This is a genomic window from Listeria sp. Marseille-Q6474 (genome assembly GCF_946902005.1).
GTDB classification, from domain to species: domain Bacteria; phylum Bacillota; class Bacilli; order Lactobacillales; family Listeriaceae; genus Listeria; species Listeria innocua.
Genome location: NZ_CAMPPS010000001.1, coordinates 1,712,371 through 1,734,702, shown reverse-complemented (window position 1 = coordinate 1,734,702; position 22,332 = coordinate 1,712,371). Strand labels below are relative to the sequence as shown.

The 22,332-nt window shown below is 39.1% G+C and carries 20 protein-coding genes; 3 read left to right on the top strand and 17 right to left on the bottom strand.

What is annotated here, in order from left to right:
* Positions 1 to 108: 108 nt before the first annotated feature.
* Both mnmG and mnmE read right to left on the bottom strand, forming a co-directional pair.
* Positions 109 to 1,998 (bottom strand): tRNA uridine-5-carboxymethylaminomethyl(34) synthesis enzyme MnmG, encoded by a 1,890-nt coding sequence (gene mnmG / locus OC533_RS08635; RefSeq protein ID WP_033533759.1) that lies wholly within the window; start codon positions 1,996 to 1,998, stop codon positions 109 to 111.
* 24 nt (positions 1,999 to 2,022) lie between these two features.
* Positions 2,023 to 3,396 carry a tRNA uridine-5-carboxymethylaminomethyl(34) synthesis GTPase MnmE gene (gene mnmE / locus OC533_RS08630; RefSeq protein WP_003725840.1) on the bottom strand — a complete coding sequence of 458 codons (1,374 nt, stop codon included), beginning with the start codon at positions 3,394 to 3,396 and terminating at the stop codon, positions 2,023 to 2,025.
* A gap of 357 nt (positions 3,397 to 3,753) precedes the next feature.
* On the opposite strand from mnmE, the gene OC533_RS08625 reads away from it, so the two are divergent.
* The gene (locus tag OC533_RS08625; protein WP_194323885.1) at positions 3,754 to 4,572 is read left to right on the top strand and encodes a D-alanyl-D-alanine carboxypeptidase PBPD2; all 819 of its coding nucleotides are present in this window, start codon (positions 3,754 to 3,756) and stop codon (positions 4,570 to 4,572) included.
* 50 nt (positions 4,573 to 4,622) lie between these two features.
* Here the strand turns inward: OC533_RS08625 and OC533_RS08620 are convergent, their stop codons facing one another.
* Genes OC533_RS08620 through OC533_RS08610 form a run of 3 tightly spaced genes read right to left on the bottom strand, consistent with a single transcriptional unit; the run spans position 4,623 to position 6,434 of the window.
* Positions 4,623 to 5,153: a DUF4303 domain-containing protein gene (locus OC533_RS08620; protein WP_194323883.1), complete on the bottom strand. Its 531-nt coding sequence runs from the start codon at positions 5,151 to 5,153 to the stop codon at positions 4,623 to 4,625.
* Between the two features lie 26 nt (positions 5,154 to 5,179).
* Positions 5,180 to 5,887, bottom strand: a complete 708-nt coding sequence (locus OC533_RS08615; protein ID WP_185520993.1) for an SMUG2 DNA glycosylase family protein — start codon at positions 5,885 to 5,887, stop codon at positions 5,180 to 5,182.
* A 19-nt stretch (positions 5,888 to 5,906) separates the two neighbouring features.
* Positions 5,907 to 6,434, bottom strand: a complete 528-nt coding sequence (locus OC533_RS08610) for a TetR/AcrR family transcriptional regulator (protein WP_194322778.1) — start codon at positions 6,432 to 6,434, stop codon at positions 5,907 to 5,909.
* 160 nt (positions 6,435 to 6,594) lie between these two features.
* On the opposite strand from OC533_RS08610, the gene OC533_RS08605 reads away from it, so the two are divergent.
* Entirely contained in the window at positions 6,595 to 7,326 is a 732-nt protein-coding gene (locus OC533_RS08605; protein ID WP_194323881.1) for an SDR family oxidoreductase, read from the top strand.
* Positions 7,327 to 7,372: 46 nt separating this feature from the next.
* Here OC533_RS08605 and OC533_RS08600 read toward each other — a convergent pair whose 3' ends face one another.
* From OC533_RS08600 to OC533_RS08545, 12 genes are all read right to left on the bottom strand, one after another.
* A complete protein-coding gene (locus OC533_RS08600) occupies positions 7,373 to 8,578 on the bottom strand; it encodes an MFS transporter (protein WP_003772753.1) in 1,206 nt (401 codons plus the stop codon).
* An 87-nt stretch (positions 8,579 to 8,665) separates the two neighbouring features.
* Positions 8,666 to 9,856, bottom strand: coding sequence for a M20 family metallopeptidase (locus OC533_RS08595; RefSeq protein ID WP_262265247.1), 1,191 nt, complete (start codon positions 9,854 to 9,856; stop codon positions 8,666 to 8,668).
* Positions 9,857 to 9,871: 15 nt separating this feature from the next.
* Complete coding sequence (locus OC533_RS08590) at positions 9,872 to 11,272, bottom strand: MFS transporter (protein ID WP_003768773.1); 1,401 nt, start codon at positions 11,270 to 11,272, stop codon at positions 9,872 to 9,874.
* On the bottom strand, positions 11,272 to 12,474 hold the full coding sequence (locus OC533_RS08585) for a M20 family metallopeptidase (RefSeq protein WP_033533808.1): 1,203 nt from the start codon (positions 12,472 to 12,474) through the stop codon (positions 11,272 to 11,274). Before OC533_RS08585 ends, OC533_RS08590 begins: the two co-directional genes overlap by 1 nt.
* Before the next feature lie 194 nt (positions 12,475 to 12,668).
* On the bottom strand, positions 12,669 to 15,011 hold the full coding sequence (locus tag OC533_RS08580) for a helix-turn-helix domain-containing protein (protein WP_194323880.1): 2,343 nt from the start codon (positions 15,009 to 15,011) through the stop codon (positions 12,669 to 12,671).
* Between the two features lie 128 nt (positions 15,012 to 15,139).
* Complete coding sequence (locus OC533_RS08575) at positions 15,140 to 15,463, bottom strand: arsenic metallochaperone ArsD family protein (RefSeq protein ID WP_194322781.1); 324 nt, start codon at positions 15,461 to 15,463, stop codon at positions 15,140 to 15,142.
* Positions 15,464 to 15,470: 7 nt separating this feature from the next.
* Positions 15,471 to 16,712 (bottom strand): DUF1015 domain-containing protein, encoded by a 1,242-nt coding sequence (locus OC533_RS08570; protein WP_010991476.1) that lies wholly within the window; start codon positions 16,710 to 16,712, stop codon positions 15,471 to 15,473.
* 88 nt (positions 16,713 to 16,800) lie between these two features.
* Positions 16,801 to 17,988, bottom strand: coding sequence for a phosphoglycerate dehydrogenase (locus OC533_RS08565; RefSeq protein ID WP_003764490.1), 1,188 nt, complete (start codon positions 17,986 to 17,988; stop codon positions 16,801 to 16,803).
* Positions 17,981 to 19,072: a 3-phosphoserine/phosphohydroxythreonine transaminase gene (gene serC / locus OC533_RS08560; protein WP_033533750.1), complete on the bottom strand. Its 1,092-nt coding sequence runs from the start codon at positions 19,070 to 19,072 to the stop codon at positions 17,981 to 17,983. The genes OC533_RS08565 and serC overlap by 8 nt, the downstream gene beginning before the upstream one ends.
* Before the next feature lie 370 nt (positions 19,073 to 19,442).
* Positions 19,443 to 20,591 carry a lmo2826 family MFS transporter gene (locus OC533_RS08555; RefSeq protein WP_194320307.1) on the bottom strand — a complete coding sequence of 383 codons (1,149 nt, stop codon included), beginning with the start codon at positions 20,589 to 20,591 and terminating at the stop codon, positions 19,443 to 19,445.
* A 13-nt stretch (positions 20,592 to 20,604) separates the two neighbouring features.
* Positions 20,605 to 21,027, bottom strand: a complete 423-nt coding sequence (locus OC533_RS08550) for a MarR family winged helix-turn-helix transcriptional regulator (RefSeq protein WP_194322782.1) — start codon at positions 21,025 to 21,027, stop codon at positions 20,605 to 20,607.
* 103 nt (positions 21,028 to 21,130) lie between these two features.
* Complete coding sequence (locus OC533_RS08545; RefSeq protein ID WP_033533748.1) at positions 21,131 to 21,484, bottom strand: hypothetical protein; 354 nt, start codon at positions 21,482 to 21,484, stop codon at positions 21,131 to 21,133.
* Between the two features lie 193 nt (positions 21,485 to 21,677).
* Here OC533_RS08545 and OC533_RS08540 point away from each other — a divergent pair, with 193 nt between their 5' ends.
* Positions 21,678 to 22,277, top strand: a complete 600-nt coding sequence (locus OC533_RS08540; RefSeq protein ID WP_003727590.1) for a nitroreductase family protein — start codon at positions 21,678 to 21,680, stop codon at positions 22,275 to 22,277.
* Positions 22,278 to 22,332: the final 55 nt, after the last annotated feature.

The window sequence follows — 22,332 nt, the reverse complement described above, 5'->3', positions numbered from 1 at the left end:
ATTAAAAACAAGAAAAAACCACATTATTCAACGGAAACTTTCAACTTAAACGGCAAGTTTGAAGTTTCCGTGAACATGTGGTTTCAGTTATTATAGTAATCCGTGTTCTTATTTACTTATTTTCGCTATCTTCCCTTGCTCGATGTAAACTAGCAATATAGATATATCGGCTGGGTTTACCCCGCTGATACGGCTAGCTTGGGCGATGGAAAGGGGTTCGATTTTCTTTAATTTTTCTAGGGCTTCTGTTGCGAGGCCGCTGATTGCATCATAATCGATGTTTTCTGGGATTTTTTTGTCTTCCATGCGTTTCATTTTTTCTACTTGAAGGTTTGATTTTTGGATGTAGCCTTCGTATTTAATTTGAATTTCTACTTGTTCAGCGATTTCGTCGGTCACAAATGTTTCACGTGAAACAATTTGGGCGATTTTGTCGTAAGTTATTTCTGGGCGGCGAAGTAAATCTGCTGCTAGAATTCCGTCTTTTAGTTCACCTGAGCCGATTTCTTTTAGCATTGCTTGAACTTCAGCAGTTGGTTTAATGCGTGTTTTTTGTAGTCTTTCTTTTTCTGCTTCAATCGCTCTTTGTTTTGCTAAAAAGCGTTCATAACGTTCGTCGCTAATTAAGCCGATTTCGTGACCGATTTCTGTTAAACGTAAATCTGCATTATCATGACGTAATAGTAAACGGTATTCGGCGCGAGATGTAAGTAAACGATATGGTTCTTCGGTTCCTTTTGTTACTAAATCGTCAATTAAAACGCCGATATAAGCTTGATCGCGACCGAGGATAACTGGTTCTTTTTCAAAAACTTTGCGTGCTGCGTTGATTCCTGCCATTAAGCCTTGTCCGGCTGCTTCTTCGTAACCACTTGTACCATTAATTTGGCCGGCTGTGAAAAGTCCTTCAACTAATTTAGTTTCAAGTGATGGCCACAGTTGGTCTGGCATAACTGCATCATATTCGATAGCGTAGCCAACACGCATCATTTCTACATTTTCAAGTCCCGGAATAGTTCTTAGCATTTCGCGTTGCACTTCTTCTGGCAAACTGGTGGAAAGACCTTGGACATATACTTCTTCGGTGTTTTTGCCTTCTGGTTCAAGGAAGATTTGGTGTCTTGGTTTGTCGCTGAAACGAACAATTTTATCTTCAATGGACGGGCAATATCTTGCGCCAGTGCCTTTTTTCGTTGCTGTAAACATTGGTGAACGGTGTAAATTTGCTTGGATTATTTCGTGAGTGGTTTCGTTTGTATAAGTTAACCAACACGGTAATTGTTCTAGCATCATTTCTACTGTATCAAAACTAAATGCGCGCGGATGATCGTCACCCGGTTGTTCTTCTGTTTTTGAATAGTCAATCGTACTTGATTTTACACGCGGTGGTGTTCCTGTTTTAAAGCGGCGCAGTTCAAAACCTAGTTCTTCCAAGTGCTCTGAAAGTTTCACAGATGGTTGTTGGTTGTTTGGACCGCTTGAATAGCGCAGTTCACCGACAATAATTTCGCCACGTGAGAAAGTTCCGGTAGTAATAACGACTGTTTTCGCGTAGTAAATTGCGCCACTGTTTGTAATAACGCCTTTACACACGCCATCTTCAATCACTAAACGGTCAACAAGACCTTGGCGCAAAGTGATATTTTCTTCTTTTTCAATTGTGTGTTTCATTTCGTGTTGGTAATCCCATTTGTCTGCTTGGGCACGTAATGCGCGAACAGCGGGACCTTTACCTGTATTTAGCATCCGCATTTGAATGTAAGTTTTGTCTGTATTACGGCCCATTTCTCCGCCAAGTGCATCAATTTCGCGCACAACTACTCCTTTTGCTGGGCCTCCAACAGAAGGATTACATGGCATAAAAGCGACCATATCTAAATTTATCGTTAACATCAGCGTTTTGGCGCCCATTCGACCACTGGCAAGACCTGCTTCTACTCCCGCATGGCCTGCACCAACAACGATGACGTCAAAAGTTCCTGCATCATAGGTTTGCATTTTATAAAAACATCTCCTAAAAAATCATTTTCCAAGGCAAAATTGATTGAACAACTGATCGAGTAATTCATCCTGGACAGAATCACCAGTAATTTCACCTAGTAAATCCCATGCACGAGTCATATCAATCTGGACAATATCCACTGGCATGCCGAGCTGAATCCCTGTTGTAACGCCATTTAAAGCTTCAAGTGCTTGATGAAGGAGCGCAATGTGTCGAACGTTCGAGACATAAGTTGCATCACCCGCATCAATATCACCAGCAAAAAATAGTGTTTTAATTGCTTCTTCCAAAGCCTCTAAACCTTCATCGTTTACTAGCGAAGTAGAGACAATTGGATTTTCTCCCGCAAGTTCACGAACTCTATCTATATCAAGCTTTGTTTCCAAATCTGTTTTATTTAAAACGACCACATAATTATGACCCGCAGCTGCTTCAAATAACGCTTCATCTTCCACTGTCAGCTCTTCGTTTTGATTTAATACTAGCAGGATAAAATCGGCATCCGCCAAGGCTTTTCTTGAACGTTCTACACCAATTTTTTCCACAATATCTTCTGTCTCACGAATTCCAGCTGTATCAATCAAACGCAGTGGTACGCCGCGAACATTGACGTATTCTTCTATAATATCTCGCGTCGTCCCAGCAATATCTGTGACAATCGCTTTTTCTTCTTGAATTAGTTGGTTAAGCAAGGATGATTTCCCGACATTTGGTCGACCGATAATGGCTGTTGCAAGGCCTTCACGTAGAATTTTCCCTTGGCTTGCTGTTTGTAAAAGTTGCTCGACGGAAGCGCGAACTAGCTCTGTTTTCTCCAGTAGCATTCGCTGGGTCATTTCCTCTACATCATCGTACTCCGGATAGTCGATATTTACTTCGACTTGCGCTAATGCATCCAAAATTTCTTGGCGCAAATTGCGAATCAACCGTGAAAGATTCCCGTCCATTTGTCTAATTGCCACACCCATCGCCCGGTCTGTCTTGGCGCGAATTAAGTCCATCACAGCCTCTGCTTGCGATAAATCAATTCTTCCATTTAAAAATGCCCGCTTTGTGAATTCACCTGGTTCAGCTAAATTGGCACCATTTCTTAGTAATAGTTGCAAGACGCGATTGACCGAAACGATTCCGCCATGTGCATTTATTTCCACCACATCTTCTCGTGTAAAAGTACGCGGAGCACGCATAACCGTGACCATTACTTCCTCAATTACTTCGCCGTCTTCTTTTATATGACCGTAGTGAATTGTGTGACTTTCTGCTTCACTTAAGCTATTTTTGGCATAAAAAATACGATCCGCTATCTGAATCGCCTCTGGACCGCTTAATCTAATAATAGCAATGGCCCCTTCTCCCGGCGGTGTTGAGATTGCAGCAATAGTATCAAATTCCATTCTTTACTCATCCTTTCTCATTAGAAGTTCAGCTCAAATAAGCCTTATCCTATTTTGAATAAATTTTGGCACGTGATTTTGTGCATTTTCAACAACTTACGCTCCGCTTTGACCAAAGCAATTAAATTGTTAGTATTTTGAAGGTTATCCATAGATTTATTAACATATCCACAGAAAAACCATTAATAAAAATTCATCCCTACTATTTTAACTTATCCACATGTGAATAACAATAGTTTTATCTCTACTAGTTAAGAAAACTTAAATTTTCTCGTTAAAGCTTTAACATATCCTTCCACTTCCTTGGATTTAACTCAACTCTTTTACTCTATACTAAAGTCAAAAGGAGGAGAAATAATGAAACTACATAAGCTAACATGGATACTACTAATGGGGCTATTACTACTCTCAGCGTGTTCCACGAAGCAACCGAATGTATACTTATCAGCAAATGCCGCTGCGGTTTATTCGACCGAAAATGGTAAGGCGTTTTACGAAAAAAATGCCGATAAAGTTATGCCAATCGCGAGTTTAACAAAATTAATGACGGCGTTTTTAGTACTTGAGGCTGTGGATAACAAAAAATTATCTTGGGATGAGGAGTTAGATCTCATTCGTCTGGATGATCCTTCCGCGGTTTCACTTTACGCAATTACACAAAAAAGAACATGGTCAGTCAGGGATTTATATAGCGCTATGCTCGTTATGTCAGCAAATGATGCCGCAGAGACACTAGGCAACCGTTTAGATGATGCTAATTTCCCCCAAAAAATGAATAATGAAGCTAAAAAATTAGGATTATCGAGTAAAACCAAATTTGTCAGTGCCAGCGGACTCGATGTTGACGGTAAAATGGCTGTTTCTACCACAAAGGATTTATTTTTGCTATCATCTAAATTAATTTCCACTCATCCTGAAGTGTTAGAGACAACTTCCAAATCTAGCATCATAACCGAAGAAGGAGCAACCCTTGAATCAACCAATGACTCTATCGGTTCAATACAAGGTTTAGATGGACTGAAAACTGGTTTTACGGATGAAGCTGGTTATTGCTTTATCGGAACAGCAAAGCGCGATGGAAAGCGTGTTATTTCAATTGTTTTGGATGCGGATACTGCGGAGAAACGTTTTAAGGATACGGAAAAATTGATGGGGATTGGGTTTAAAGGACTTTAGTCACACAAAAAAGGGATTCGGCTTTTTAGCAAAATCCCTTTTTTGATGGCTTATTTTTTTTGAAAAAGTTGCATTCGCGTCATTGAATCCGCTAATTCTTCGTCATGATCTATACAGAAAAATTTAAAATCCGCTGTTTTATTGATTTTTTGGAAGGTTTTTGTCTCCGAAAATTGAATTATACTTTCTGTAAAAGCATCTAGCAGCTCATTTACAAATGCTTTCCATGCTTGATAATCATCATCGACTTCATTAGGGTATATTTTATTAAATATCTCGCTCAGTTCTTCTTCAGTAAAAACATAAAATGTATCAAAACATTGGTATTTCCAGTCGCCTGTATTAAATTTCAAGTCTTGAATATTTTCTTCCGTTTGATAGTTTTCACCATACTTGCCACTTTGATAATATGCCAGTATTTCAGCAAAAGCTTCTTCCGTATTTACGCATAAATTGATTTCCGCATATTCAGCATTACAATCGAATGCAAAAGCATAATATGTTAACTCAGGGTTTTCTTGCAGGAATTTTTCCACCCCTTCAATCGCGAAATTAACGATTTTTTGTGTATCAATCTTCATGTTGCTCTCGTCCTCTCTGTTTGTTGTTAGATTTTTAAAGCACAAAGATACTTCTCCATGTACGTATCTTTATTTTTAGAATTATATTGCATAATAAAACGTGGATGTTCTAAAGGTATAATCGTCTCAAAAAAATGATGTTCTTCATTTATTCTTGATAAAAATTTAAAATTCTCTCCGCTACCAATGCAGTAACAAACCGAAGTATCCATTCCAAAGTCTATCTGACTACGAATCGACTCTAAAATAAACGGCATTAGCGCTTCTCGTAATTGCTTGTTCTCGTAATAGTTACAATTGACTTCATTACCTTTTGCATTTATACGAACGATCCCTAGCGGACAGACAAAATTCATATAAAAATCACTATAAAATTGCTCACAACCCCCGTATTCATTCATAACATCATATAAAAAATCTGATGAAGACTGATTTATATAAAATGTATCAATAAAAATGCCTGTTTCACTTTGGAGATGTTTGGCATCTTCAAAAGGAACGCCTGTCACAGCAGAACCTCGGCGAGCAGGTGAACTTCCGAATATTATCCGGCGTGGTTTTGTATCATTGTAGTATTTCTGATAAAACCTAGTCGTTATATTTCGCACTAGTTCTTTTTGATCGCCCTCATATGGGTTAATTACGCGATAACCGGCCGGCAAATCCATTGAGTTACTCGAAAGTGTTTCGTTAAAATGTAATATTTGTTTAGCCAAAGTTGCTTTTTCTGTCATGTAGCACTCTCCTCTCTTACTATCTCACAACCTGCCAAACACGCTCGAATAATTCCACGTATCCCGCTTTTTCCCAGCGGCTCGCAAAATAAGGGTTGTGAAAATAAATAAATGCCGTAATAATCGCGTCACCTTGGTTCACCCGGCCGCTAACTTCCTCTGCTTTTTGCGCGAGATGTTCAATATGATTTTTCACTAATTCTTCCTTTTGTTCAATATAATCTGTGTAAAGTAAAAACATTTTTCGGTCGGTTTTATACAGTTTTTTCTTGGTGTCAGCTAAGAGCCATAACCAGTCGTGGAGCGCATCGTCCGGGGAAGCATCTTTTTCTTTCGTCCAAGCAAAAATCTCCCGCGAGGTCTCCTCTAGCCACCGTAACGCCAGCTTTTGAAATAAATCTTCCTTGTTTCGATAATGCTTATAAAGCGCCGCATGCGTGACGTTCAAATTTCCCGCAATATCATAAAGCGTCGTTTTTTCCATCCCTTTTTCATAAATAATTTGTTCAGCCATATCTAAAATAATTTCTTGGGATAATCTCGCCATTGTAATACCTCGATTCCACTCATTCTTTGTTTCTAATTATACAGGAAAATTAAAAAGTTACAAATCCTTGACAAAGTAACCAAAAGGAGTATACTTCCAACTATAAAGTTACTTAAAACAAAAAAAGTAACTAATTTGCAATTGAAGGAGCGAATAAATTATGACTAATAAACGTGTCGCATTTATTTTAGGGGGATCTGGCGGTATTGGGAAAGCTATTGCCGAAAAGTTAGTCGAGCAAAACTTTGCGGTTGCTGTTCATTATTCAGGTAACAAAGTAAAAGCAGAAACACTTGTCGAGGAAATAGTAAAAGCTGGTGGTGAAGCGATTAGCGTTGATGGTGACGTGGCTGACGAAGCGCAAATGATTGACGCATTTGAATTAATTACAGCCCATTTTGGTGGCGTAGATGTTGTAATAAATACGGCAGGTATTATGAAATTAAGTCCCATTGCTACTTTGGATATGGAAGATTTCGATTTGATTCATCGTACCAATGTAAGAGGAACTTTCGTCGTTTCCAAACAAGCTGCCCTAAGCGTTCGAAAAGGGGGCGCGATTATTAATTTCTCCACTTCGGTAACGCGCACCAGTTTTCCGGCATATGGGGCTTACGTTGCTAGTAAAGCCGCAGTCGAGTCGCTCACTTTAATTTTAGCGCGCGAGCTTCGTGGGAAAGATATTACCGTTAACACCGTCGCACCCGGACCAACCGCAACCCCGCTATTTTTAACCGGAAAAGATGATGAAACAATTGAAAACTTAGCAAAAGCCACCCCGCTAGAACGTCTAGGACAACCTGATGATATTGCTGAAACAGTGGCTTTTTTAGCTGGACCGGCACGCTGGGTAAATGGCCAAACAATTTTCACCAATGGCGGATTAGCTTAATAAAAATAGGAGGAAAACCTAGTCTATCTGGTCTTCCTCCCATTTTTTATTCACTGATTACCGAACGTTTTTTTATCGCTAGAACAATAATTCCTGATACTAAGAAAGTGAGCGCCAAGAAGAGAAAAGCTGATTGATAAGAGTTCGTCGCATTTACTAAATCCCCAATAATCATCGGTGCGAAAAAGCCACCTAAAACCCCGCCCGAGTTAATAGCAGCGTATTTTGTCGCAATGTGGCTCTGTTTAAATAATTTATGCGGCAACCCCATTAAAGTCGTAAAGGCCATAATTAGAAAAATATTACATAAACACAAACAAATAATCGAAAGCATCAACTGATCAAACAAATACACCCCGTAAACCGTAAACGCTCCGAGCACACTAAATGTAAAAATGACGATTGGCTCTTTCCCTTTGAAGAAACGACTAATAAAATAGCCACCAATAACACCCGCAATTAAAATACAAAGTCCAGCTAAAGAACTAATATAGCTCACTTCGCTAATAGAAATTCCCCTCGCCTCATTCAAATAAGAAGCAAGCCAACTTGTTAAACCGTAGTTCGCTGCATTTATAAAGAGTGCAGATAATAAAAGAATCCACAACTGTTTATCCTTTAAAAGCTCTGAGAAAGGTACTTTAATTTTTTCTTTTTGCGTACTTTTATCTATTTTTGGCGCTTTTGGAACTACTAATAAAATTAATAATCCAATGAAAATCACCACAATACCAATCCAATAATAAGTATTACGCCAGCCAACTGATAGCAATAGTTGCGCAATCAAAAGTGGACCAATAAATGCCGCAAAACCAGAGGAAGCGAGCATTGCTGACTGCGCAAAACCTCGCTTGTTTAATGGAATATGAAGAGAAATATAGTTGCTAACAGATGGCGGATAACCCGCATGCCCGAACGCTCCAGACAAGAAACGAATCACAACCAAAAACAGCAAGGAATAGCCGAAACCAAAAATAATAAGAAACAGCCCAACGATAATTATCGATATAGCAAGAACAGGACGCGCACCAATCCGATTATTTAAATACCCCATTGGAATTTGAAAAAGCGTGTAACCAAGAAAGAAGGCACTTAAAATCAACCCCTTTTGACTTGGATCAAATCCTAAATCCTGAGAAACAGTCACAAGTGAAATTCCGATAGTATATTTATCCACGTATACACTGGTATAGCCTATAAATAGAACAAGTAATACCATTAACGAATGCTTTTCTCCTTTTACCTGATTCATTTGACCTCACTCCACTCTTCTATAGTCCCACTACTAAAAAAAGAGCATACCCAGATTCATTTTCTGACTATGCTCTTTTCAAAGCTATTATCCATTCAATTTAAAATAATCTAAAACGACGTCGGCAACTGATTTAGCAGCAACTAACAACGCATCTTCATCAATATCAAATTTCGGATGATGATTAAAATAAGCGTGCGGGGTGTTTTTCGGTTTCGCACCAATATAGAAAAAGACACCCGGGATTTTTTGTAGATAATATGCAAAATCTTCTGACCCTGAAAGCATATCATACATGGAGATGTCTGTTAAGTACTCTCCTAGACCTTTTTGCAAACTAGCGACAACTTGTTCTGTTACTACTGGGTCGTTGTATAGCGGCGGGTAATCGTTCGTATAAGTGAGTTCCACGCTCACGCCAAACATCGCCTCAATACCAGCAACAATACGGTGAATCTCTGCGTCTATTTTATCACGATTTTCCGTGTTCATATAACGCACATCGCCTTCTAACTCAACCGCATCCTTAATAACGTTAAAACTACCTTTACCGTCAAAAGAACCAATCGTTATAACGCCAGTATCAAATGGGTTCAAACGGCGGCTCACTACTGTTTGAATGGCTGTCACAAAATAAGCACCCGCGACAATCGCATCATTTGCCATATGCGGGGATGAACCGTGCCCACCAACACCTTGGATTTTAAGTTTAAAATAAGTGCGACCAGCCATCGCGTAGCCACTATGATAATAAACTTGCCCACTTTCACCAAATGGAAATACGTGAATACCAAAAATTTGATCCACATCATCTAAAATACCAGATTCAACAACGCTTTTTGCTCCGCCGGGTGGTGTTTCTTCAGCATGTTGATGAATAATTTTTATCGTTCCAGGGATATTTTCTTTTAGTTGAATTAAACAATCTGCCAAAACGAGTAAATAAGCAGTATGTCCATCATGACCACATGCATGCATTACGCCAGGATTTTTAGATTTAAATGGTAAATCAGTTTGTTCTTCGATAGGAAGGGCATCAAAATCGGCACGTAACGCAATTGTTTTCCCCGGTTTCCCGCCTTTAATCGTTACAACAACCGCATGGCCATTACCCACTTCAGTTGCCACTTCCACGTCTTTTCCTTTGTAAAAATCTTGGATGTATTTTGTTGTTTCTGTTTCATGAAACGATAATTCAGGATGTTCGTGCAAATGCCGTCTAATCTGAGTGATTTCATCTTTTCGTTCCTGAAGCATATTCATTAACTGAGTACGCATGATAAATACAACCTCCTATTCTTTTGCGGCTTTTAATTCGAGCGCTTTTTTCGCTGATGGAGTTGTTACAGCGACGGAAATAAGTGAAACGACACAAAAACCGACGTTAGTTAAAAGCCCCACCATTGCAGCTAAATCAATATTTCCAGAAAGTGCAATTACACCATAAATCGTAGCGGAAATTGCCACACCGAATGAGCCACCTAGCGAACTTGCCATTTTGTAAATACCAGAAGCTACTCCGACTTTATCTTCTGGAGCATTAGAGATAGCTGTATCTGTTGAAGGAGTTGCATACATACCAAGTCCGATACCAAATAAAGCAAATCCAACAAACACAAGCACCGTATACAATGTTCCTGGAATAAAAGTGAGCGCCATTAAAGCAATACCAACCGCCGTAATCCCAGAACCTAAAATCATTGGTTTACGCGCGCCAACACGTTGAAGAATTTTTTCACCTATCCGAATCATTCCAAGCACACAGACAAGGTAACCGATAGAAAGTAAACCGGATTGGAATGCTGTAAAACCGCGACCAATTTGCACATAAGTATTTGCAACAACAAGCGTTCCAGCAGCTGCATTTAACAAGAAGTTGGAAAGTGTCGCGCCTGTATAAGCTTTATTTTTAAATAACGAGAAATCAATAAATCCATTTGCTTGTCGTAGTTCCACTCGGAAAAATAATCCCGCAGAAATAAGGAAAACAACGAGCATCGCGATAGTAATTGGGCTTGTCCAACCAAATGTAGCCCCACGAGTGATGATAAGGTTTAAGCAAACCATTGCGATAACAAAAAGAACAAGACCAAATGAATCAAATTTTGCTTTTGTATTTTGAACGACTTTACTTTCTGGAGTACCTTTAATTAGTAGCATTCCAAGTAGTGCGAATACGATGGAAATAATGAAAATCCAGCGCCAGCCCATGTATGTTGCGATTGCGCCACCTGCGAACGAACAAATACCTGATCCGCCCCATGAGCCAATTGACCAGTAACTAAGTGCTCTTTGTCTATCTGCCCCATCAAAATAAGTTTTCATTAAGGCAAGAGTTGCTGGCATAATACAAGCAGCTGAAAGACCTTGAATAATCCGGCCGATAATAAGTAGCGTCGACCCTTGAGTAACAACAAGTAGCAGTGAACCGATGATACTAAGAATAAGTCCGATATAAGTTAATTTCACGCGACCAAATTTGTCAGCCATACCACCCGCTACAACAATAAAAATACCTGAAAATAGCGCGGTTAAGCTGATGGCAATACTAAGTAAATCAGAGGAAATTCCAAGGTCAGATTGCACGGCCGGAACGATATTCACCATTGATTGAGCAAAAAGCCAAAACGTGATAACCCCAAAAACAATCCCAACGATTAGTTTATTTGTACCTTTATACGCTGTTGAAGTCATTAGTTATTCTCTCCTTTTAAGTAATCTACAACACAAGCTCCCATTGCTTTTGATGCAATTAATAATGAATCTTCATTGATGTCGAATTTTGGATGATGATGCGGATAAAAATGACCATCTGCCGGCATTGCTCCCACATAGAAAAATGAGCTTGGGCGTTCTTTTGCATAATAAGCAAAGTCTTCTGAAGGTGGTTGCGGTTCACAACGCACAACATCCGTGATTTCAGGGATTTTCGCCCCTTTAATAGATTTAACAACGAAATCAGTCAAAGCTTCGTCATTATTTAAAACCGGATAATCATTTTTGTAATCAAGTTCACAAGTAACGCCAAACATTGCTTCTATGCCGCTAACGATACGGGTAATTTCTTTTTGAATAATGTTGCGTGCCTCTTCAGACATCGAGCGCACATCGCCTTCAAGCTCAACCGCATCCTTTATAACATTAAAACTACCTTTTCCATCAAAAGAACCAATCGTAATCGAGCCAACATCAAATGGGTTTAAACGGCGACTAATAACAGTTTGCACAGCTACTACAAATTCACTTGCTGCAACAATAGCATCATTCGCTAAATGCGGAGATGAGCCGTGTCCACCTTGACCTTGTACTTTAAGTTTGAAATAAGAGCGCCCAGTTTGAATCGCACCCTCACGGTAGAAAACTTCGCCTGTTTTCATTGTAGACATCACATGAATTCCAAGGACATTATCCACACCATCCAGCGCCCCGTCTTGAATCATTTGAATCGCGCCACCAGGAGGAGTTTCTTCCGCATGCTGATGTAAAATAACAAGTTTTCCTGTTAATTCTTCTTTCATTTCAATAAGTGTTTCGCCTAAAATAAGCATATAAGCAGTATGACCGTCGTGACCACAAGCGTGCATTACACCAGGATTTTTAGATGCAAAAGCTAAGCCAGTTTCTTCTTGGATAGGAAGTGCATCAAAATCAGCGCGAATTGCCAGTGTCTTGCCCGGCTTGCCTGTATCAATCGTTACTACAACGCCATTCCCGCCAACATGCGTCCGCACATCGCAGTCCATTTCTTTATAAAAATCCGCAATATACTTCGCCGTATTCTCCTCTTGAAAAGAAAGTTCAGGGTGTTCGTGTAAGTAACGACGAATTTCTATCATTCGATCTCGTTTTTCGTCTAGTTTTTGAAATAACTTCTCTTTCATTATCCAAACCTCCATTTTTAATACATCTGCTGGCCAGAACATCCGTATTTTTAACTACACCTTTATTATAAAAAAAAACAAACTAAAAGAAGTTTGCTTTTTTGCTTAGTTTTAGCTTGAAATTTTCTTCTTTTCTAAACCGCGTCAACCAATGTCAAAAATTCGGTGTTCAGGGCATAAAAAAAGCTCAACTGCAAGAGTTGAACTTTTTAAATCGTACTTCTAAACTCATAAAAGTGAATCGCATTAATATCCAAATACGCATAAAACGACCAATCTTCCGTAATCGTCTCATCACTCACCGTAAGTGTCGGCTGAGAAGCATCAACAATATAATCCAAAATCTCTTTATCCAGTCCATACTTACTATTAAGCTGCCAATACTTCGAATAAAGTGCCCCATTATCGCGGTCGAATTGCCATTTGCACACTTGGTATTCACCCGCTTGAAGCCCCGTTATTCGAATATGCATTTCTTTCTGCTCTTCCTTAGTAAATCTCTCTTCCACAGAATATCTCGGGTTAATATTCGCACAGTTCATCAGAATAAGTTGGTATCCGTCTGTATGCTTCGTCATAATGAAATCCGCACCCTCAGCAACAACAACACCCTTAAGCCTCCTCAAAAACTTCACCGCATAAAACGCCGGTCTTTTTCCGTCAAAAAAGTGGAACATTTCAATCCCATCTAAACTAATATTTAACTGGCTGTCATCACCTTCATGCAGTTCTGTATTAATCCAAAACCCTAACGCATCCACTTCTGGCGCCAAATCTAGCATTGTTTTTAAAACCAACGCACCTCGGAAAAACGTACCATTCGTATACCGCGTATTTCCCGTTAGCGTATTCCAGTTCACCAGCATAAGAGGTTTATTAATATGATGATGTTTCAAAAAAGCCTTCAACTTCCGCGTTTTAGATAAACAATAATCTTCGGAAATCATAAACGACTTCATATCTTCTTTCGAAAAATCCACCGCTTCATTTTGATTCGCATTATAGGCCACAAAATCAATTTCATCAGCCATATCTAAAAACCACGTATGCCGTTCTGGAACTTCATTTTTAGAAAGTGAAAACGGGACAAAATTTCCGACTCGGATAGCTGGAAAACGCGATTTTATAATATGATGTATTTTCAAATAAATTTTTTTCAGTTCTTCTTTATCAGCATATGTATTTTTCGGTTCAAAAAACATAAAATGCCACTTAGAAACAAATTCCCGCCCAAAAACTTGCATACAATGCTTTAAAAAATGATCCAAGCGCTCAAAAACAGCGGCTTCCTCACCTACAATATCTTGATACTCTATGCGAATGAACAACTGTAAATTTTGCTGTTTTAAAAACGTGAGCGCCAAATCCGCATTAGCGTATGGCGAAGATGTCGGCACTAGCTCGTCCGTTTCCGTTTCAGGCAAGAATGTCGAACCTCTAAACAAATGACGAATGCCAATATAATTAATCCCAATTTCATCGCGTGTCGTAATAATCTGCTTTTGCACGTTAGCTTTAAGCACTTCTTTAAGCTCACCAATGGTTAAAATATTCATATTCTCGCTAAGGCAACGAGCCGCCTTTTCCGTAATATCAATTTTCTTTTTCTCAAATGGCGCTTTATTTAATTCCTTACCCGGCTCCACATCATGATAAAGCCGCGACAAATTCACTAAAATTTCCGGAGATGGCACAATTTGCTCTATACTAGCGCCCAGCTCAGATGTCTTATTGTCTAGTAACAAATTCGTTTCCACATGATGTTCGGATCGGTACTCACTTGGCGTTAGCTCAAAATGAAACTTAAACACTTCCGAAAAATGCTTTTGACTCGAAAAACCGTTTTTTAACGCGATTTCCGTAATACTTTCCGCCGAATGTAGTAAATCTTGAATCGCATGCTTCAATCGAACTTCTGTCAAATACTGCAAGAACCCAAGACCAGTCGTCTTTTTAAAATAACGTGATAAATACGCCTCACTTAAAAACTCTTTTTGTGCAAACTCACGAAGCGACAAGGCTTCATCAAACCGCTCCTCCACTTCTCGAATAATGCGCGAAATCCGTTTATCATTGACTTCTTTCCTAGCAGAAGATGGAATCCCTTTTTTCAAAAAACGCGTAAGTAATAATAAGATTTGGAACAACGCCGATTGCGCTTCTAATTTATTCGCTCGTTTCTTCGTCGCCGAAGCAATCAAAAGCTCACTCACCGACTTCCTCAACGACCCAACAACCCGCTCTCTCCCAGGGTCACTCTCCTTCGAGAAAAATTTAAAAGAATGCTGAAAATAATCCTCATAATAATGCGCAAAAAATGTATCTGAAATCGTTAAATCAATAATTAAGTTAGCTTCATTTCCTTCAATTGTATAAAAAGTGTTGCGATCAAGGACTAAAATATCGCCTTCCTGCAAGTAAAATTTTTGCTCAGAAATCTTAATTGTTATTTGTCCAGAAATATCAAATACCAATTTAGTTCCAAGTGAAATTTCCGACGTCAGCTGCTTTATGTGTTGAATACCAATCGTATAATCTTTTAAATGAGACACTCGATTCACTCCTTCGTTTAACTTAATCGGGCACTTTTATATTATCATAAATAGCGGAAATTGATTGGTTTGTTTTAATTTACTCAGGCAAAAAACCAGCCGAAACTAATTCCGACTGGCTCCTAATCTCAATCTTCTTCCACTTGAATAGAAACACCCACATCCAGTAATTCCTCAACCGCATCAATCACAGAAAACTCCCCATAATTGTATATCGCTTCATCTACAACTAAAATCGGCAAAGCTTCCATTCCATTCTTATCAATTAGCGCTTGAACCCGCTCTGGCAAGTCCACTTTCCCGACTTCTCCTAGCTGAATATCAAACACAATACCTGTATAATCAAAATGGAGTTTTCGCTCAGCTTCACTTTTATTCATAAACATTTTCCATATCTCTAGGTTAATCTCAGACTCATTTTCCGCAGAATAATAGTAACTAATTCGCTTCATCTTAAAACTACTTACTTTCTAAATCGTGGACAAACAGCCCACTTAATAATTTCGGTTCAAACCAAGTCGATTTTGGTGGCATAATCTCCGCAGCATCCGCTACACCAAGTAAATCGTCCATTGTCGGCGGGTACATCGCAAATGCCACCGAATGACTGCCATTATCCACCAAACGAGTTAGCTCTTCTAAGCCACGTATTCCGCCGACAAAATCAATGCGGTTGTCGCGACGAATATCTTCAATTCCAAAAATCGGCGTTAAAACTTGCGATTGTAATATCGAAACATCCAGCTGACCGATAACATCACTTGGAATCACATCGCTTTTCGCCGTAAGTTTGTACCAATTTCCATCTAAATACATCCCAACTTGTTTTGGCTTCTCTGGTTTAAATGCTTCTTTCCCAACCTTCTCCACGTCAAAACTAGCTTCTACTTTACTAAGGAAATCCGCTTCAATTGGCACATTCACAACCCGATTATAATCAAGAATTTCTAATTGCTCTTCTGGAAAAACAACCGATAAGAAGAAATTAAATTCTGCTTCTGGTCCAGCCTCTGGAAACTCTTCGCGCCGTTTCAAACCAACTTTTACAGCAGATTCCGTTCTATGGTGACCGTCTGCGATATATAGTGCTGGGACTTCCGAGAACGCCGCTGACAGGTCTTCTAGAATATGAGCGTCCGTAATTGCCCAAGCCTTATGAGTGACCCCGTGGAAGCTCTCAAAGTCGTATTCAGGTTCATTTTCATTCACCCAAGACTCAATAAGGGTATTAATCGCTTCTTTTCCACGATAAGTAAGGAAAATTGGACTTGTATTCGCATCACAAACATCTACGTGGCGAATCCGGTCTAACTCCTTCTCTTCCCGAGTCAGCTCATGTTTCTTAATCTTGCCGTTCAAATAATCATCAATCGACGTACAAACAACCAGCCCTGTTTGCGGACGACCATCCATCGTCAGTTGATAAATATAAAATGCCGGGTTTGCTTCTCTTCCAAGCCAACCATCCAGCTCAAATTGCTCCAAATTATCAGCCGCTTTTTGATAAACAGCTGGGTCATAAGGGGAAATTGCCGGATCTAAATCAATTTCCGCCTTATCAATATGTAAAAAAGAATACTTATTTGCATCGCCAAGTTCGCGCGCCTCTTCCGAATTAAGTACATCATATGGCAACGAAGCCACTTTTTCCGCTAGATTTTTAATTGGACGTAATGCTTTAAATGGACGTATATTTACCATTGTTATCCTCCTTTTTAGTAAAAGAGCATGAACCCGTCTGGCAATTACCATAAAGTTTCATGCTCTAATTATTTCCCGGGTAATAATTTTAAACTGTCACACCTAATGGTTCAATAACTCGAACACGCAAAACCCCTTGGACAGCCAATAAATCACTTTTCAGTTGTTCCAAATTAGCTTGCGTTTCCTTATCAATATCAATTAATGTGTAGGCATATTCATTTTTACTACGGTTGATCATATCTAAAATATTTAGGGAATATTTCCCAAGCTCTGTCGTGATTTGCCCGACCATGTTCGGAATGTTTTTGTGGCAAATACCAATTCGCGGATGCCCGTTATAAGGCATTTCCACATTTGGATAGTTAACAGAGTTTTTAATGCTACCAGTTTCAAGGTAATATTGTAATTCTTTTGCAGCCATTTTAGCACAGTTGGTTTCGGCTTCTTCCGTTGATGCGCCTAAATGAGGAAATACATGCACTTTTTTATGGTTTAATAATTCTTTTGTCGCAAAATCTGTAATATATAAACGTAAAAGTCCATCATCTAAAGCTTCTTTCACAGAGGCTGAATCCACTAGCTCACCGCGTGAAAAGTTTAGTAAGACCGCATTATCCTTCACTAATTGTAACGTTTCTGCATTGAACATGCCACGAGTTTTATCCGTTAATGGCACATGAACCGTTAAATAATCGCATGTTGCTAAAACTTCTTCAATCGTCATCGCGCGTTCCACTTCTTTAGAAATTCTCCAAGCAGTATCTACGGAAACGAATGGATCATAACCGACCACGTCCATCCCAAGAGATAGCGCATCATTTGCCACTAAAGCTCCAATTGCACCTAGGCCAATAATTCCAAGTTTTTTGCCAGCAAGTTCTGTTCCCGCGAAAGCTTTCTTCCCAGCTTCAACTTTTTGTTCCACATCATCTTCGGCCGGTAGTTCTTTCACCCATTCCGTACCTTCCAAAATTGGACGCGCCGAAACGAATAAACTTGCAAGAACCAGTTCCTTTACAGCATTGGCATTCGCGCCAGGCGTATTAAATACAACAATACCTTTTTCAGAACAATTTTCTACTGGGATATTATTAACTCCTGCACCAGCTCTAGCAACTGCCTTCACTGTTTCTGGAAAGTCAAAATCGTGTAAGTTATAACTCCGTAGTAAAATCCCGTCTGCTGGCTGGTTCGCATCGATCACATATTTCTCAAGATCAAATGTCTTTAAGCCTTCTTTAGCGATAGCATTAAACGTTTGGATATTAAACACGTACTTCTCCCCCTTTTCTTGCATTTGCAAATTTTTCCATAAAGGCGATTAGTGCTTCTACCCCTTCAATTGGAAATGCATTGTAAAGACTTGCTCGCATACCGCCCACGGAGCGATGTCCTTTCAAGTTTTTAAAACCATTTGCTTCAGCTTCTTTAACAAAAGCTTTATCAAACTCTGCAGAATTCGTCACAAAAGGAATATTCGTAAGCGATCTTGCAGAAGGTTCGACCGGTGAAGAAAAGAAATCCGATTGATCGATATAATCATATAATAATGCCGCTTTTTTGCGATTTAACGCTTCAATTCCAGCAACGCCACCTTGTTCTTTAATCCATTCGAATACTAATTTTGCTACATAAACAGCAAAAGTTGGTGGTGTGTTGTACATGGAACCATTTTCGGCCTGTACTTTAAAATCTAACATAGAAGGAAGTCCCTCTACTTGCCCGATTAAATCTTCACGCACGATGACAAGCGTTAACCCAGCAGGACCAATGTTCTTTTGCGCTCCTGCATAAATCAAACCGAATTTTTTCACATCATAAACGCTTGATAAAATATTAGAGGACATATCTGCAACGACCGGGACAGCTGAGTCTGGCACATCAAACATTGCTGTTCCTTCGATTGTATTATTTGTTGTTACATGTAAGTAAGCAGCATCATTTGAAACTGTAGGAATTTCAGGAATATAGCTGAAATTACGGTCTTCCGATGAGGCAATTACTTCCACCTCAACACCCTGAATTTTTTTAGCTTCAGAAATTGCTTTCTTCGCCCAAGATCCAGTGTTTACATAGACTGCTTTTTTACCATTTGCAAGATTCATCGGCACCATATCAAACTGCAAACTCGCGCCACCTTGCAAAAATAGTACTTTGTAATTTTCTGGAATCCCCATCAATTCTCGAATTAAACTCTCCGCATCGTCTATGATGTTTTGAAATAATTCTGACCTATGACTCAGCTCCATTACTGACATTCCTGAACCATTATAAGAGAGTAGCTCCCTTTGAACCTTTTCAAGTACCGGTACTGGTAAAACTGCCGGACCTGCCGAAAAATTATAAACACGTTCCACTCAACATCTCTCCTGTCATCAAATTTCCCCAATTACTTACAAAAATTTTTCACCAGTAATTCATAACTACTGGCCGGATATGAGCCTTCCTCGTTACACTTATGCTTTTCGAAGTTCTGTTCTTAAGAAATAAAAAAGCCGAACCTGTGATATTCTACACAATATTCGGATTTTTCAGCGCTTAAAAGTAAACACTGCCTTTTGTACTTTTGTATATTATAGCAGAAATAGAGCTGTTTTTCAGAAAATTTATACTAAATCTCCAAATAAATGTGATGTTTAAACATTCTGACATTAAAAAAGTGCGAGAATCCGCTATTTAAAGCGATTCTCGCACATATAAAATTTGAAAACAGCTTCACAAGAGATGTCAGCTATTTTTCACTTTTCGCCCTAAAGTTAACCAATAAACCACAAAAAATATGACAAGCGCAATAATTGCTGTGCGGTACATAATAGCATAATTGTAGTAAGTCGCCACAATACTTAAACCAAAACTACCAACAGCCATCCCAATGTCCATTCCCGAAAGAAAAGTACCGTTCGCAGTTCCTTTGTTATGTGGCGCAGCTCGGTCAACAGCAAGTGCTTGGAGTGCAGGTTGTGCCATCCCGTAACCTAGTCCAAAAAACAGTGATGCGATAAATAAGCTGATTGCCCCGGTTGCAAAAGAAAGAATTAATATTCCAATAATCATGGATAGCGCACCCGGAATAATAACAAAACGATGTCCTTTTGTATCATAAAGACGCCCAGCAAACAACCGACTAATAAGCACCATAATCGCTTGCCCGATAAAATAAACCCAAGTTGTCGAAATCCCAATTTCCGTCCCGTACACCATCATAAATGTCTGAATACCACCAAGCGGAATAGCCATTAGCAAACATAGCCCTGCCGGAAGTAGCGCCGTTTTCTCGAATAATTTCATTTTTTGATGGACGATCTTTTCTGATTTTGGAATTTTCACTTGTGTCATTAAAAGTAAAATAAACACCATCAAAACAAGCGAAAAAGTCACTAAAACATCAAAAGAAAAATAATTCATGATTAAAATAGCAATAATCGGCGCCAGTGACATTCCAAGCGCAGTCGTAAGCCCGTAAAAGCCAATTCCTTCTCCCGTTCTGCTCGGCGGTACTAATTTAGACACCCCTGTCGCAATTGACGTCGTGCCGATACCCCAGCCAGCCCCGTGAAAAAGCCGTAATATAAGCAAAGCCGCAACCGCCGTCGACCAATAAAAGTTCACAGTCGTTAAAATTAAAATCAAAAAACCTGCAATAATTAATACTTTAGGTCCAAATTTGTCGTTCCAACTTCCAGCAATCGCCCGCATAAGTAAGGCGACAATTGAAAATAGCCCCACCGCTAAACTAGCTTCCATTTGTGTTCCGCCAAGTTCAATAATTCGGGCTGGTAACGTTGGCATAAACACCATAAACCCAATATATAAAAGCACACTGCCTAATAATAAAAATACGTAGTCCTTCGTCCAAAGTCTTGTCTTATTTTCCAAAATTTACCCCTCTTTACTCTATATTAGTAGAAATGTTCTTTAAAATAGCCGTGAATTGCTCCAAATCCGCGCGAGTAATCCCAGCAAACATTTTTTCACAACTCGCCTCCACAATATCCCGAAGTTCTGTCGTTTCTTTTCTCCCTTTATCCGTTAATGACAAAAGCGAAATTCGTCTATCTTCTGTGCTAATTTCCCTCAAAATAAGCTCTTTTCGAAGCAAAACGTCGACAATCCGGTTCACTGTGGGCGTGTCTTTTTTTGTCCAAAGCGCAATTTCTTTTTGAGAAATCGGTTCGTTGGCCTCAATCCCCTCCAAAACTGACCACTGCTCAGGCGTTACATCATAGCTTGCAATAGAACGCATCAAAAATAAGTGCATTTTCTTCGCAGTCGTATTCACATCAAATGAGATTTCATCATAATATCCGCGCATTTCCAACCTCTTTTCCATTGTCGTAACAATAATTGTCATAACAACCATTATACATATGGATTCCTTTTTTGACAAGAAAAAACAGCCGAATAAACGACTGCTTCTATAATAATTCAACATCTATAATATCTCTAAATTCAATTACATATTCATGTCCAACAATATCTGTAAAAATAACTTCTTCCGTTAACATGTCGATTTCAAGTGGCACCAAATCTTGTTTTTCAATTTCTCCTAGCCCAAGAAAGGCGGAAGGATATTCAAATGGTGCTAGACGTAAAGAAGAAACATCTGCTTCTTGAAAAAATTTTAGTCGAACGACCCATTCTCGCTTCATGGCGTCTTTTAATGTGATAAAGAAGCTCTCGCGTTCTAAATAATCCACTTCTGGCCGACTCGTTAAAAAAGCAGCATTCTTCTCTGTCCGCACTTGCTCTTTCTGAATTGCCGTAACCATAATTATCACCTCTTAATTTTATTATACGAACAAATGTTCTTAAAAGCAAGTTTTTTACTTAAAAAGTTTTTTTATATGGGCTGTAATCGGTTTAGCGCTTACATAATCTTTTTCCGACAAAAACACTTGCAAATTAATAAATAGTTGCTATACTTATGTAAGTAAATAACATTAACAAAGGAGTTTTATTATTATGACTAATACATTTTTAGATTCTATTAAAGTTCGTCGTTCCATTTATGCACTAGATAAAAACGTTTCCGTAGAGGATTCCAAAATTGAAGAAATCATTAAAGACGCAGTTAAATACAGCCCATCTTCTTTCAACTCTCAAAGTTCTCGCGCTGTTATTCTTTTAGGAGAAAACCATGATAAACTTTGGAATATCGTAGAAGACACATTACGCGCTATCGTACCTGCTGAAAACTTTGCAGCTACTGAAGAAAAAGTTGGTTCTTTCCGCGCTGGATACGGAACAGTTCTTTTCTTTGAAGATACTGCTGTTATTGAAGGTCTACAAGAAAACTTTGCACTATATGCAGATAATTTCCCTGTATGGTCTGAACAATCTTCAGGTATTGCACAACATTCAGTATGGGTTGCTCTTGCAAACGCTGGAATTGGTGCATCTCTACAACATTACAACCCACTAATTGACGATGCTGTTAAAGCTGAATGGAATATTCCTGCAAGCTGGAACTTACGCGCTCAAATGCCGTTTGGTAACATCGTTCAAGAAGCTGGCGAAAAAGAATTCATCGATGACGCTGACCGTTTCCGCGTTTTCAAATAATAAATGTTTCACGTGAAACAAAAAATTCCGCGACCATTAAATTGGATCGCGGAAT

Excerpts from the sequence above, each read along its gene's own strand:
- mnmG (WP_033533759.1), bottom strand. The coding sequence starts at position 1,998 with ATGCAAACCTATGATGCAGGAACTTTTGACGTCATCGTTGTTGGTGCA.
- mnmE (WP_003725840.1), bottom strand. The coding sequence starts at position 3,396 with ATGGAATTTGATACTATTGCTGCAATCTCAACACCGCCGGGAGAAGGG.
- OC533_RS08625 (WP_194323885.1), top strand. The coding sequence starts at position 3,754 with ATGAAACTACATAAGCTAACATGGATACTACTAATGGGGCTATTACTA.
- OC533_RS08620 (WP_194323883.1), bottom strand. The coding sequence starts at position 5,153 with ATGAAGATTGATACACAAAAAATCGTTAATTTCGCGATTGAAGGGGTG.
- OC533_RS08615 (WP_185520993.1), bottom strand. The coding sequence starts at position 5,887 with ATGACAGAAAAAGCAACTTTGGCTAAACAAATATTACATTTTAACGAA.
- OC533_RS08610 (WP_194322778.1), bottom strand. The coding sequence starts at position 6,434 with ATGGCGAGATTATCCCAAGAAATTATTTTAGATATGGCTGAACAAATT.
- OC533_RS08605 (WP_194323881.1), top strand. The coding sequence starts at position 6,595 with ATGACTAATAAACGTGTCGCATTTATTTTAGGGGGATCTGGCGGTATT.
- OC533_RS08600 (WP_003772753.1), bottom strand. The coding sequence starts at position 8,578 with ATGAATCAGGTAAAAGGAGAAAAGCATTCGTTAATGGTATTACTTGTT.
- OC533_RS08595 (WP_262265247.1), bottom strand. The coding sequence starts at position 9,856 with ATGCGTACTCAGTTAATGAATATGCTTCAGGAACGAAAAGATGAAATC.
- OC533_RS08590 (WP_003768773.1), bottom strand. The coding sequence starts at position 11,272 with ATGACTTCAACAGCGTATAAAGGTACAAATAAACTAATCGTTGGGATT.
- OC533_RS08585 (WP_033533808.1), bottom strand. The coding sequence starts at position 12,474 with ATGGAGGTTTGGATAATGAAAGAGAAGTTATTTCAAAAACTAGACGAA.
- OC533_RS08575 (WP_194322781.1), bottom strand. The coding sequence starts at position 15,463 with ATGAAGCGAATTAGTTACTATTATTCTGCGGAAAATGAGTCTGAGATT.
- OC533_RS08570 (WP_010991476.1), bottom strand. The coding sequence starts at position 16,712 with ATGGTAAATATACGTCCATTTAAAGCATTACGTCCAATTAAAAATCTA.
- OC533_RS08550 (WP_194322782.1), bottom strand. The coding sequence starts at position 21,027 with ATGCGCGGATATTATGATGAAATCTCATTTGATGTGAATACGACTGCG.
- OC533_RS08545 (WP_033533748.1), bottom strand. The coding sequence starts at position 21,484 with ATGGTTACGGCAATTCAGAAAGAGCAAGTGCGGACAGAGAAGAATGCT.
- OC533_RS08540 (WP_003727590.1), top strand. The coding sequence starts at position 21,678 with ATGACTAATACATTTTTAGATTCTATTAAAGTTCGTCGTTCCATTTAT.